The following is a 12890-nucleotide window of genomic DNA, read 5'->3' as shown; positions in this document are numbered from 1 at the left end:
AGAAGATCGTCCTATTTCGTCCCGTACATCCGGTCGCCGGCGTCACCGAGGCCGGGAACGATATAGCCGTTCTCGTTGAGGCGGCTGTCGATGGACGCCGTGTAGACCGGCACGTCGGGATGATGCTTGCGGAAGCTCTCGAGCCCTTCCGGCGCGGCCAGCAGACACAGGAAGCGGATGTTGTGGGCACCGCGTTCCTTCAGCTTGTCGATCGCCGCGATCGCCGAGTTGCCGGTCGCCAGCATCGGGTCGACGACGATGATGAGCCGTTCCGCAATGTCTTCCGGGGCCTTGAAGAAATACTCGACCGCCTGCAGCGTCTTGTGATCCCGATAGACGCCGATATGCGAGACCCGTGCGGACGGAACCAGTTCCAGCATCCCCTCGAGCAGGCCGTTCCCGGCACGCAGGATCGATGCAAAGACGAGTTTCTTTCCCTCAAGGACGGGGGAATCCATTGTCTGCAGCGGGGTTTCGATGGTTTCCATCGTCAGTTCGAGATCGCGGGTGACCTCGTAGCAGAGCAGGGTGGAGATCTCGCGCAACAGACGCCGGAAGCCCGCCGTGGATGTTTCCTTCTTGCGCATGATCGTCAGCTTGTGCTGCACCAGCGGATGATCGATGACAGTGACGCCGTTCATCGGAACCTGCCTTCTCCTGTTTGTTGATGTGTCTCTTCTTTTATCGGTTGGCGGGAAACCGCAACCCCCTGTGCCTCGTTTGCCTGTGGTCGAGCAATTGAAGCGCCGTCGGCCAACCTCGAGAGAAGCCGGAGGCGTGTCGGTTCGTCGACGAAGGCGGCCTCGATCGCTGTCCGGGTCATGGCATTTATCTCGGCCTCCGAGAAACGCATCACGCGCTGGGCGACCTCGTATTCCCGCGCGAGCGAGGTACCGAAGAAGGGCGGATCGTCCGAGTTCAGGCAGACCCTGACGCCCGCCTCGTGAAGCTCTCGCAGCGGATGGCGCTCGAAATCGGGATAGACGTTCAGAGCAATGTTGGAACCCGGGCACACTTCCAGCACCGTGCCGAGATCGCGAAGACGCGCGACGAGTTCCGCATCTTCAGCGGCTCGGACCCCGTGGCCGATCCGCGAGGGACGGACCATGTCGAGCGCGTCGATGACGCTGGAAGGACCGCATACCTCGCCGGCGTGGATCGTGAGGCCAAGCCCGGCGTCCCGCGCAATATCGAACGCCCGGGCGTAGTCGGCGACGCGCCCCATGCGCTCCTCGCCCGCCATGTTGAACCCCGTCACCAGAGGGGTGCGGTTGCGCGCCGCATATTCGGCGGCGGCGATGACGCGTTCCGGCCCGAAATGGCGTTCGCCCGTGACGATGATGCGCGCTTCGATGCCGGTATTCTCGCGGGCCCGGCGGATGCCTTCGCAGATGCCGGCGAGATAGGCGTCGGCGCCAAGCCCGATCCGGTCGCCGTGATCGGGCGAGACGATGAGCTCGCTGTATATCGTGTTCACGCCTGCCAGTTCGGTGAGGTAGCTCTCGGTCAGCAGCGCATAGTCCTCATCGGTCTTGAAGAGGGCCGCGACACGGTCATAGCAGACGAGGAACTCGGAAAAGTCTTTCCAGATGTAGGCTCCATCGCGCAGGAAGCCGCTGGTGTCGACGCCGTATTTCTCCGCCTGGATGGCCGCAAGGGCCGGTGGTGCAGCCCCTTCGATATGGCAATGGATCTCCGCCTTCAGAAGATGCTGGGTCAAAGGAAACTCCATCCGTGCGATCCGGCGGGTATGCCGAGATGGGCCGCGATGGATTCCCCGATGTCGGCGTAAGTCGGACGGATGCCGATGTCGCGGGAGCGGATGCCGGGGCCGAAGACCATGATCGGCACGCGCTCGCGCGTATGATCCGTCCCGCGCCAGGTGGGATCGCAGCCGTGATCGGCGGTCAGGATCACCATGTCGCCCGCCCTGAGGCGCCGATGGACTTCCGGCAGGGCACGGTCGAAGGCTTCCAGGGCGGCGGCATAGCCCGCGACGTCCCGCCGGTGTCCGTAGAGCTGGTCGAAGTCCACGAAATTGGTGAAGATCAGGTCGCCGCTTTCGGCAATTTCCATCGTCTCCAGCGTCGCGGCCATCAGTGCGGCGTTGCCGTTGGCCTTGACCACTCGTGAAACGCCCTGATGGGCGAAGATGTCGCCGATCTTGCCGATCGCGTGGACCTTGCGCCCGGCCTCGGTAAGGCGGTCGAGAAGGGTCGGCTCCGGCGGCGGCACCGAAAAGTCCTGCCGGTTTCCCGTCCTCTCGAAGTCCGACGGGGATTCTCCGATAAAGGGGCGGGCGATGACCCTGCCGATGTTGAGCGGATCGACGAGACGCCGGACCGTCCTGCAGAGATCGATCAGTCTCTCCAGGCCGAAATGGGCCTCGTGTGCGGCGACCTGCAGGACAGAGTCGGTCGACGTATAGCAGATCGGCTTGCCTGTCCTGATGTGCTCCTCGCCCAGACGGGCGATGATCTCGGTCCCGGAGGCGTGGCAGTTGCCGAGAATGCCGGGCACGCCGCCCTCATTGCAGATTGCCTCAACCAGTTCGGGGGGAAAGGCGTCTCCTTCGGAAGGGAAGTAACCCCAGTCGAACATCACCGGCGTGCCGGCAATCTCCCAGTGGCCGGAGGGCGTGTCCTTGCCCCGAGAGACCTCTTCGGCGGCACCATGCAGTCCGAAGGTTCGCTCGGGAAGGGGCATGCCGGCCGGATAGTCGCCGCTCGCCAGCCTGGCGATCTCAAGCAGGCCGAGCGTCGACATGTTGGGGAGCTTCAGGGGCCCCGTCCGCACTCCGGCGCGATCGGCAGCGCCGGCAGCACAGAATTCGGCGATGTGGCCGAGCGTATTGGAGCCGAGATCTCCGTAGGCCGCGGCGTCACGGGCGCCGCCGACGCCGAAGGAATCCAGAACAAAGAGAAAGGCACGCGCCATCGGTCACCCGGGAAGAAGGATCGCGCTGCCGGGGGGCAGTCGCGCATCGGGCTACATATAGTTTAGCGCCTGCTTTGGCAAAGGGCGAGGTCGCCGATCAACAGTCACCGCACTCGATGGCGGTGCCGTTGCGGGAACGGTAATAAAAATCGCGGCGGATGGTGATGTCGCGAACTTCGCTCGGCAACAATCCGGGCATGAACATCAGGAGCCGGTGCGGGACCGACAATTCCGCATGAACGATGAAGGAGTCGGGCACTTTCATCTGCTCGGGAATGTCGATGACGCTTCCCTTGCCGTGCGGCTTGCCTCCGGCCTCGTTCCACGACCAGGCGACGGTCGAGTTCGTCGCCCCGACCTTTATTCCTGTTATGTCGAGCGAGATATCCGAGGCGCCGTAGGGCACGAAGATGCTTTCCGCGACATTGATCATGGCAGCGAGCGAGCTCTTGGTGACGCTGGGTTGCTGGGTCACGAGGTCGGCGATCGCCCCGGAAGCGCGGGCCATCCGCTTCGAGACGCTGAGGCCGATCGTCAGCTCGAAGACGGTTATGTAGATCATCAGGAGCAGCGGCGCGATCAGCGCGAATTCGACGGCGCCGGCGCCCCGGCGGTCCCGCCACAGCCCGACAACGGCGTTCCAGGCGTCAACTGCAGCACGGATCGGTCTCGCCCTTCCCATCATTTGTAGTCCTCGGTGCGGAAGGAAGCGGTGGCAACGATCAGGAACTCTTTTGGAAGCGATCCGTCCGCCGGCCTGAGACCGGAAATGTAGGGGCGTACGAGGTCGGTGACGACGCTCCACTTGTAGTAGGCGCGCATCATGTTGATGCTCGTCGGGCCGCCGGGAGCGAAGGTGTCGGTCGCATCGAGGGCGCCGCCCTTGCGCGGGATGTCGTTGGGAATATGCTCGAACGTGGAAAAGCTTCGGACGTCGAGGATCAGTTTGCTGCTGTCTTCCGCGCTGCATCTGATGAGGATGGACACCTCGTCGCAGAACTTGTCGCGAAAGGCCTTTTTGGTCGTGTTGGCCGCGGTGATCTGCCCCGTCCGCATCTGGCGGGAAAGCGTGTCGACCGCGTTGGAGACCAGCTGCTCGCCCGTGAAGGCGATGAAGGTTTCGATGATCGCGAAGACGATCAGGAAATAGGGAATAGCCAGCAACGCGAATTCGATCGCCGCGGCGCCGTCGCGCGAACGGGCGAAGCGCGCTCCCAGCGATTTGCGGGGCGCACGAGGCACGTCACCAGTGGCTTTGTCATTGTTCTGGCACATGATCGCTCGACCTGCTGTGGCGCAGGGCGATGGTAGGCCTGGAGTATTGATAAAGGGTTGCAGCAGAAGCTGCATTCTTCATCAAAGCTCTATCACCGTCGGGCTAGAGTGCCCCTTGCGGAAACTCCGCATGTTCTTCGCAGATCGGCGTGCAGGAAAGTACCGAACGTTCGGACGGGCGGAACACGCGGACGGTGTTCCCCTCGTCGATCGATACGAGCACCCTCTCGTCGGCGATTGCGTTGCCGTCGATGTCGAGGAGGACGAGGTTGGTGGTCCCGAAGCTCCGCCCGGTCAGGACGATGGTCGTAGGGTCGGCCACGGTTGCATCGGCGACCCTGGCATTGCCGACGATGACCTTGCTGACGGGCCGGTCGAGGCGCAGGATCCGGGCGTGATTCATAAAGACGCGCAGAATGCCATCATCCTGGGCCGATGCCGGCCATGCGCAGCCGACGATGACGACGAGCGCAAGGCAGAGACGGATGGCGTGCGACGAGAACATTTCCGAGCCTTTGGATGGATATTGCCACGACGACAATGCGGCACAGTGGTGAATGAAGGCTTAAGGTCGTCAGGAAGCGGGAAGCCCGAGAGCCCGATACCACACCTCGCCCTGAGGTCGAAATCAGCGACATGGTGACCAAGCCATTGTTTCTAAATGAAATATCGAATTCCCGATCGCGCCGGGAGGAGGATCGGAAATTATCACGCAATTAACGATCTTCTTTAAGCGGATCGCAATCGGCCGCCGCTAGGGTGATCTCATCCGAACAATGGAAACAAGTTGTCGGGATTTGCTGATTCACCCAGTGTCGTAGGAGAGTTCCAATGTCGAAATTTTTTGCTCGCTTCAAGAGCGATGAATCTGGTGCGACCGCCATTGAATATGGTCTGATCGCAGCCCTCATTTCCGTTGCCCTGATCGCCGGCGCCACCACGCTCGGCAATACGCTGAATGACACGTTCACGTCGATCTCCGGCAAGATGCAGGATGCCAACAACAAGACCTACTAATCCCTCGGGTTTTTTGGGGATACATACAGACCGCTCCGCTTGGGAGCGGTTTGAACCTCTTCGATAGGGAAGGGTGCGGCGGCCACGCCGCGAGAGAGGACATATGAGCTCTGCAGCAGTCCTGTTGGTCCTGCCCATGTGCCTGCTCATCGCGGCCGTCAGTGACCTCTTCACCATGACGATCCCAAACAGGGTATCAATCTTCCTGATCGCTTCCTTTGCCGTTCTCGCGCCGGTTTCCGGCCTTCCCTGGGCTGAAATCAGCATGAGCTTCGCCGCCGGTGCGGTCGTGCTCGCCGTCTGCTTCGGCTTCTTCGCCCTCAACATCATGGGCGGCGGCGACGTGAAGCTCCTCGCCGCGTCGGCCGTGTGGTTCGGATTCAGCGCCGCTCTCGGCGCATTCATCGTCCAGACGGCGCTCTGGGGCGGCATCGTCACGCTGATCGTCATGTTGCTCCGTTCGCAGGCCGATCGCTTCGTGATGATCGGAAACATCGTCCCCGCGCAGATCCTCGGATCGAAGAAGGTTCCCTACGGCGTCGCCATCGGCATTGCCGGCATGCTGACCTTCTGGAGTTCACCGATCGCGGTGAGCGCCCTGGCCCTTCTCCAGAAGTGACGCGACCAACATATCGTTAACCATTTACGTAACGATATCATTAACCTTACCTACACCATTGGCAGCCATTCTGCGGGCAGATTGAGTCCCGCGAGGAATGGTGATGAAGCCCGCTCGTATCCTGATTTTGACGGTTGCCGTCGTAGCCGCTGGCCTTGCCGGCGTGCTGGCCATGCGGCTGGCCGGTACGAGCGCACCCCAGATCGCGGAAGCTGTCATCGAGAGGCAGCCGAGCGTCAGTGTTCTCGTTTCCTCCGCAAACCTGCCCGTCGGCAGCCGCCTCAGCGATGAAAACCTGCGCTGGCTGGCCTGGCCGCAGGATGGCGTGGTCGACGGTCTTATCACGCAGTCGGTCCGACCAGAGGCGATCACCGAACTGAGCGGCATGGTCGTCCGCCTGCCGCTGTTCGAGGGCGAGCCGGTCCGCGCCGAAAAGATCGCTGACTCCTCCAACCGCATCATGTCCTCGCTCCTGCCCGCGGGCAAGCGGGCCGTGTCGACGGAGATATCCGTCGCAACCGGCGCCGGCGGTTTCGTTCTGCCGAACGATCGCGTCGATGTCATCATGGTCCGCCGCGGCGATGACGGGCGTTACCTGACCGAGGAAGTGCTGACGAACATTCGCGTGCTGGCGGTCGACCAGCAGATCCAGGAAAGCCCGGATGGCCAGAAGACCGTTATCGGCACCACGGCCACGCTCGAACTCACGCCGGATCAGGCCAGGGTCATTGCCGTCGCCCAACAGATGGCGGACCGGCTGACGCTCGCGCTGCGCTCGGTCGCCGATGCGCAGGAGCCGGATACTATCGCGGCCGACCATCTCCTGAGCCGTGGAGGCCGGGCCGAAATCCAGATCATCAAGTCGGGCGCCATCGTCAATGGCCAGCAGGCGGCGGGGGCAAATGCACAATAACGGAGCGCGGACGGTGAGGATCAAGCGACGCATGGGGCGGGCGTCCATGACGCTATGCCTGTCATTGGCCATGGCGGTTTCGGGCATTCCCGCCGCGCCGGGAGGGGGCGGTCTATTCGCGTCCGTGGCACTGGCCCAGGAAAGCAGCATCGTGCGCATCTCCGAGATGGGCACGGGAGCGAGGAAGCGCCTCAAGATCGGCCTCAACAAGGCCATCGTGGTGGACCTTCCCGCCGACGCCCATGACGTTCTGGTGGCAGACCCGTCCATGGCCGACGCCGTCACGCGCACTTCCCGGCGCATCTATCTCTTCGGCAAGACCGTGGGCCAGACCAATATCTTCATCTTCGGTCGAAACGGCGAGGAGATCGTCGTGGTCGACCTCGAGATCGAGCGCGACATTTCGGGCCTCGAAACCAATCTCCGCCGCTTCCTGCCGGATTCCAACATCAAGGTAGAGATCATCTCGGACAACATCGTGCTCAGCGGCACTGTTCGCACGCCCCAGGATGCCACTCAGGCGACGAGGCTGGCCTCGATCTTCCTCAAGGGAGGCGAGGCGACGACCCGCAACACGATCGCGACAAGCGAGAGCAGTGGCGATGGCGCAGTCGCGATCTTCGCCGAGGGACGCCAGCAATCGCAGGTCGTGAACCTGTTGACCATCGAAGGCGAGGACCAGGTCATGCTCAAGGTGACCGTGGCGGAAATCCGTCGCGAAGTCCTCAAGCAGCTCGGTTTCAATACGACCTTCACACGTGAGCCGGCAGGCACGTCCTCGGGCCTCGACGTGCTGACCGTAGGCGCCGGTGCCGGCGGGCTGTCGGGAACCGTTGCCGGCACGATCGGTCGACTGGGGATCGAGACGGCGCTGAGTGCGCTGGAGCAGGCGAGGGCGATCCGCACTCTCGCGGAGCCGACCTTGACCGCGATCTCGGGTCAATCCGCGACCTTCAACTCGGGTGGCGAGCGTCTCTACACCTCCACCAATGCCGACGGCGAAACCGTGATACTGCCCTATGAGTACGGGATATCGTTGGGCTTCACCCCGACGGTGCTCTCGTCGGGCCGCATCAGCCTTCGGATCCAGACCCGCGTCTCGGAGCCTGTGATAGCAGGCGGTCGCGGCGTGGAGTTCCGCAAGCGCGACGCCGAAACGGTCCTGGAACTGCCCTCGGGCGGCTCCATTGCGCTCGCCGGCCTCATCCGCGACGAGATCCAGCAGGATTCGAGCGGCACGCCGGGCGCCTCCAAGGTGCCGCTCTTCGGCGCTCTTTTCAGGGGAAAGACGCTGGAGCGTACTGAGACGGAACTCGTGATCATCGCGACTCCGTACCTCGTGCGGCCCGTCGCCCGCAACGACTTGTCGCGTCCGGATGACAACTTCAACCCCGCGAGCGATGTCGCAAGCGTCTTCCTCGGACATGTGAACCGCATCTACGGCCGCAAGGACGCTCCGCCACCAGCCCTGCCATATGAGGGCAATGTCGGGTTCATCTACAAATGATCAACGCCGCTTCCCATTCCCGCACCAGCCAGAGGCAGCACGAAAGGCGCCGGACGATGAGCAATCCTGTCGAAACGGGGATGAGGGTCGCCGGACGGCGGGTCGTCTCGTCGATCCTGATCGGTGTCGCAATCCTGGTATCGGGCTGCGCCAATCGCGACGGCGTCACCACCGGGGCGCTTCCGGACGATTACCGCACCCGCCATCCCATCACGGTGGGCGAGGCGGAGAAGGTGATCGACATCCCCGTCGCCGTTGGCGACCATGGCCTGACCATGGGACAGCGAGAGGTCATCGCCGGCTTCGCCCAGGAATACCAGCGCTCGTCGAAGGGCATCATCAGGATCATGACGCCGCAGGGCGCTCTCAATTCCGGTGCCGCTGCCTACGCGGCCGGAGACATCCGCCGGCTGATGGTCCGCATGGGCGTGCCGAAGAACCGCATCCTGCAGACCGGTTTCGCAGCCCATGATTATGGCGCCCCCGCTCCGGTGCGGCTCAGCTACGTCGCGATCACTGCCCAGACCAGCCCTTGCGGCGAATGGCCGGAGGACATCGCGCTCAACACGACGCAGAACCGGAACTACCACAATTTCGGATGCGCCACCCAGAGGAACCTGGCGGCCCAGATCGCCAACCCCAACGATCTCCTCGGCCCGCGTCGCATGACGCCTGCTGATGCGGACCAGCGCGGCCAGGCGATGGAGCGCTACCGGGAAAGCTATACCGAACTGAGGGACATGGAATGATCCTCCTTTTTCCGGCACGGCAGGTGGCCTCATGACCCAGATAAACTATAGCATTCCGGCAAGCCCGGACGATCAGCGCGGACCCGCGATCGAGGTCGAGGCACAGTCCCAGGCCGACCTCATGTCCCTGCGGCCCTTGCCCCGCATTTCCATTCATGCCTTCTGCGAGGGCGATGCGCTTCAGAAGACGGTGGAGCGCATGGCGCGCGACCGGCGGATGACGAAAGTCAACATGCGCATCACCAATGGCAGCGTCGGGGCCGCAGCCAACATGTTTGCCTCTTCGCCGACCCCCAACCTGATCATCATCGAGACCGACGCCGAGCCCCGCAACCTCCTCGGCGAACTGGCCCCGCTGGCCGAAGTCTGCGATCCGTCCACCCGCGTGATCCTTGTCGGCCGCTACAACGATATCGCCCTCTACCGGGAACTGATCCGCAACGGCATTTCCGAATACCTGGTAGGCCCGGTCCAGATGGCAGACCTGCTTGCCTCGGTGGCTGCGATCTTCGTGGATCCCGAAGCGGAACCGCTCGGCAAGTCCATCGCCTTCATCGGCGCCAAGGGCGGCGTCGGGTCGTCGACCATTGCGCACAATTGCGCCTTCGGTATTTCCAGCCTGTTCTCGACCGAAACGATCCTCGCCGACCTGGACCTTCCGTTCGGCACGGCCAATATCGATTTCGACCAGGACCCGGCACAGGGGATTGCAGAGGCGGTGTTCGCTCCCGACCGCCTGGACGAGGTCTTCCTGGATCGCCTGTTGACCCGGTGTTCAGAGCATCTGTCCCTTCTGGCAGCGCCTTCCATTCTGGACCGTGCCTATGATTACGGCGGTACCGCCTTTCAGCCGGTAATCGAGATACTGCAGCGGAGCGCTCCCGTCGCCGTCCTCGACCTGCCGCACGCCTGGTCCGAGTGGAGCCGCTCGGTGCTGGCAGAGGCGGATGAAGTGGTGATCACGGCCGTGCCCGATCTTGCCAACCTCCGCAACGCGAAGAACATGCTCGACGCGCTTCGCCGGCTGAGGCCGAACGATCCCCTGCCGCATCTCGTGCTCAACCAGGTGGGCATGCCGAAGCGGCCGGAGATCGCACCGTCCGATTTCATGGAGGCGCTGGAGATCGAGCCGGCGGCAATCCTGCCGTTCGATGCCCCGCTGTTCGGCAATGCCGCAAACAGCGGCAGGATGATCACGGAAGTGGACGCGAAGTCGGCCGCTGCCGAAACCTTCTCGCAGGTCTGCCACATCGTCACCGGCCGTGCCGAACTGAGGAAGGCAAGAAAAGGCGGGCTTTCGAGGGTGCTTGGGCTGCTTCGCCGCAAGTAGGGGACCCGATTAGGACAGGATGCACTGATGTTCGGAAAACGTGGACAGGATGGCTTCGGGAAGGGTTCTGGCGCGACAGCACCGGTCGCACCGACGCCTGTGGCCGCCGCAGTGGCGGCAGCCCCGGTAGCGGGCCCGGAAGTGTTTGCCGAGCCCCAGCAGGAGTCCCCGCTCGTCCGCCAGCAGGTGGCGCCTCCGCCGCTTGCAGGAGCGTCCGCCCGCAAGAAGACCCCTCGCACCGAGCTCTATTACGACACGAAGAGCCAGGTCTTTTCCGCGCTCATCGACACGATCGACCTCTCGCAGCTCGCCAAGCTCGACGGCGAAAGCGCGCGCGAGGAAATCCGCGACATCGTCAACGACATCATCACCATCAAGAACTTCGCGATGTCGATCTCCGAGCAGGAGGAACTGCTCGAGGACATCTGCAACGACGTGCTCGGCTACGGCCCGCTCGAGCCGCTTCTGGCGCGGGACGACATCGCCGACATCATGGTCAACGGGTCGGGCCAGACCTTCATCGAAGTCGGCGGCAAGACGCTCGAATCCGACATCCGTTTCCGCGACAACGCCCAGCTCCTGTCGATCTGCCAGCGGATCGTCAGCCAGGTCGGCCGCCGGGTGGACGAATCCTCGCCCATCTGCGATGCCCGCCTACCCGATGGTTCGCGCGTCAACGTCATCGCGCCGCCGCTCGCCATCGATGGTCCGGCGCTGACGATCCGCAAATTCAAGAAGGACAAACTCACCCTCGATCAGCTCGTCCGGTTCGGATCGATCACCGCGGAAGGGGCGACGCTTCTCCAGATCATCGGCCGGGTCCGCTGCAACGTCGTCATCTCCGGCGGTACCGGCTCTGGCAAGACGACGCTGCTCAACTGCCTCACCCGCCACATCGACGAGGACGAGCGGGTGATCACCTGCGAGGACACCGCGGAACTGCAACTCCAGCAGCCGCATGTCGTGCGTCTCGAAACGCGGCCTCCCAACATTGAGGGCGAGGGCGAGATCACCATGCGTGACCTGGTCAAGAACTGCCTCCGCATGCGTCCCGAACGCATCATCGTCGGCGAAGTCCGCGGACCGGAGGTGTTCGACCTCCTGCAGGCGATGAACACCGGCCATGACGGGTCGATGGGAACAATCCACGCCAACTCGCCGCGTGAATGCTTGAGCCGAATGGAATCAATGATCGCCATGGGTGGCTTCGGGCTTCCGGCGAAAACCGTTCGCGAGATAATCGCGGGTTCAGTGGACGTCATCGTCCAGGCCGTGCGGTTGCGCGACGGATCGCGCCGCATCACCCACGTGACGGAGGTCATCGGTATGGAAGGCGACGTGATCGTCACCCAGGACCTCATGCGGTTCGAGATCGAAGGCGAGGATGCCAATGGCAGGCTGATCGGCAAACATGTCTCGACCGGCATCGCAAAGCCGCACTTCTGGGATCGCGCCCGCTACTTCAATGAAGAGCGGCGGCTGGCGGCCGCCTTGGATGCTATGGAACAGGCGGCGGGGTAGGCGTTGATGTTCGGTCTCGATCCCAACGTCCTGTTGGTCACGACCCTGGCCGCGATTGCTGCGGGCGCTCTCTGCTACGCGCTCCTGTTCTCCCGCATCGAGACCGAAAAGAAGACCGATGCTCGTCTGAGCCGCGTCAAGTCGGCCGAGACCGACATGGGGAAGGTCAAGGCCGCCCGCGACCGCGTCCAGGAAATGTCAAAGCGGCGCAAGTCGGTACAGGACAGCCTGAAGGAGCTCGAGAAGAAGCAGGAAGAGAAGTCCAGAAAGATCGGCAATTCCAGCATCAAGTCTCGGCTAGTGCAGACCGGCCTACCGCTCACCTTGTTTCATTTCTACATGCTAAGCGCCGCTCTTGGTATCGTCGTGCTGCTTGCGAATGTGATCGCTGGAGCGCCACCGGCGATCGCGATCGTCGCAGGGCTGGCGGCGGCCATTGGCACGCCGCGCTGGATACTGGGCTTCCTCGTCAAGCGCCGGCAGAAGCGCTTTCTTGCCGAATTTCCGAACGCGCTGGACGTCATGGTGCGCTCCATCAAATCCGGTCTTCCGCTGAACGACGCACTCCGGCTCATCGCGTCCGACGGCCAGGAGCCGGTGAAGACCGAATTTCGCCGGGTGATCGAGTCCCAGCAGGTCGGCCTCAGCATCCCAGAGGCCTGTGTGCGGATGATGCAGACCATGCCGCTCCCGGAGGTCAACTTCTTCTCCATCGTCATCACGATCCAGAGCCAGGCCGGCGGTAATCTGTCGGAAGCGCTCGGCAACCTCTCTCGCGTCCTGCGCGAGCGCAAGAAGATGAAGGCCAAGGTGCAGGCCTTGTCGATGGAGGCCAAGGCTTCGGCCGCTATCATCGGGGCTCTGCCCTTCATCGTCGCGACACTCGTCTACCTGACGTCGCCGGATTACATGACCATCCTGTTCACCGATCCGCGCGGCCACATCATCATGCTCTTCTCGGGGGTCTGGATGTCGGTCGGTATCCTGATCATGCGCAACATGATCAACTTCGAGATCTAGGG

Annotated in this window: 14 protein-coding genes; 8 read left to right on the top strand and 6 right to left on the bottom strand. The window is 63.0% G+C overall.

Annotation, left to right across the window (positions count from 1 at the left end; genetic code table 11):
• Positions 1 to 11 precede the first annotated feature (11 nt).
• From upp to ACWGPT_RS04025, 6 genes are all read right to left on the bottom strand, one after another.
• Positions 12 to 641 (bottom strand): uracil phosphoribosyltransferase, encoded by a 630-nt coding sequence (gene upp, locus ACWGPT_RS04050; RefSeq protein WP_452604298.1) that lies wholly within the window; start codon positions 639 to 641, stop codon positions 12 to 14.
• The gene (locus tag ACWGPT_RS04045; protein ID WP_452604297.1) at positions 638 to 1720 is read right to left on the bottom strand and encodes an adenosine deaminase; all 1083 of its coding nucleotides are present in this window, start codon (positions 1718 to 1720) and stop codon (positions 638 to 640) included. Before ACWGPT_RS04045 ends, upp begins: the two co-directional genes overlap by 4 nt.
• Positions 1717 to 2937: a phosphopentomutase gene (locus tag ACWGPT_RS04040; protein ID WP_452604296.1), complete on the bottom strand. Its 1221-nt coding sequence runs from the start codon at positions 2935 to 2937 to the stop codon at positions 1717 to 1719. The genes ACWGPT_RS04045 and ACWGPT_RS04040 overlap by 4 nt, the downstream gene beginning before the upstream one ends.
• Before the next feature lie 97 nt (positions 2938 to 3034).
• Positions 3035 to 3622, bottom strand: coding sequence for a TadE/TadG family type IV pilus assembly protein (locus ACWGPT_RS04035; protein WP_452604295.1), 588 nt, complete (start codon positions 3620 to 3622; stop codon positions 3035 to 3037).
• Positions 3619 to 4212 carry a TadE/TadG family type IV pilus assembly protein gene (locus ACWGPT_RS04030; protein WP_452604294.1) on the bottom strand — a complete coding sequence of 198 codons (594 nt, stop codon included), beginning with the start codon at positions 4210 to 4212 and terminating at the stop codon, positions 3619 to 3621. Before ACWGPT_RS04030 ends, ACWGPT_RS04035 begins: the two co-directional genes overlap by 4 nt.
• Positions 4213 to 4315: 103 nt before the next feature.
• Positions 4316 to 4717, bottom strand: a complete 402-nt coding sequence (locus tag ACWGPT_RS04025) for a pilus assembly protein N-terminal domain-containing protein (RefSeq protein WP_452604293.1) — start codon at positions 4715 to 4717, stop codon at positions 4316 to 4318.
• Between the two features lie 326 nt (positions 4718 to 5043).
• Here ACWGPT_RS04025 and ACWGPT_RS04020 point away from each other — a divergent pair, with 326 nt between their 5' ends.
• The 8 genes from ACWGPT_RS04020 (at position 5044) to ACWGPT_RS03985 (ending at position 12888) form a co-directional block, all read left to right on the top strand.
• Positions 5044 to 5229 carry a Flp family type IVb pilin gene (locus tag ACWGPT_RS04020; RefSeq protein ID WP_452604292.1) on the top strand — a complete coding sequence of 62 codons (186 nt, stop codon included), beginning with the start codon at positions 5044 to 5046 and terminating at the stop codon, positions 5227 to 5229.
• A 103-nt stretch (positions 5230 to 5332) separates the two neighbouring features.
• Positions 5333 to 5848, top strand: coding sequence for an A24 family peptidase (locus ACWGPT_RS04015; protein WP_452604291.1), 516 nt, complete (start codon positions 5333 to 5335; stop codon positions 5846 to 5848).
• A 103-nt stretch (positions 5849 to 5951) separates the two neighbouring features.
• Positions 5952 to 6761, top strand: coding sequence for a Flp pilus assembly protein CpaB (gene cpaB / locus ACWGPT_RS04010; RefSeq protein WP_452604290.1), 810 nt, complete (start codon positions 5952 to 5954; stop codon positions 6759 to 6761).
• Positions 6751 to 8268: a type II and III secretion system protein family protein gene (locus ACWGPT_RS04005; RefSeq protein WP_452604289.1), complete on the top strand. Its 1518-nt coding sequence runs from the start codon at positions 6751 to 6753 to the stop codon at positions 8266 to 8268. Before cpaB ends, ACWGPT_RS04005 begins: the two co-directional genes overlap by 11 nt.
• Before the next feature lie 80 nt (positions 8269 to 8348).
• Entirely contained in the window at positions 8349 to 9017 is a 669-nt protein-coding gene (locus ACWGPT_RS04000; protein ID WP_452604518.1) for a CpaD family pilus assembly protein, read from the top strand.
• 31 nt (positions 9018 to 9048) lie between these two features.
• Entirely contained in the window at positions 9049 to 10347 is a 1299-nt protein-coding gene (locus ACWGPT_RS03995; protein ID WP_452604288.1) for a CtpF protein, read from the top strand.
• Positions 10348 to 10374: 27 nt separating this feature from the next.
• Entirely contained in the window at positions 10375 to 11868 is a 1494-nt protein-coding gene (locus tag ACWGPT_RS03990) for a CpaF family protein (protein ID WP_452604287.1), read from the top strand.
• Between the two features lie 6 nt (positions 11869 to 11874).
• The gene (locus tag ACWGPT_RS03985) at positions 11875 to 12888 is read left to right on the top strand and encodes a type II secretion system F family protein (protein ID WP_452604286.1); all 1014 of its coding nucleotides are present in this window, start codon (positions 11875 to 11877) and stop codon (positions 12886 to 12888) included.
• The last annotated feature ends 2 nt before the right edge of the window (positions 12889 to 12890 follow it).

Source organism: Pseudorhizobium sp. NPDC055634, from assembly GCF_053618655.1.
Note: the sequence above shows the minus strand (reverse complement) of the source record. Positions and strands in the feature narration are given on the sequence as shown.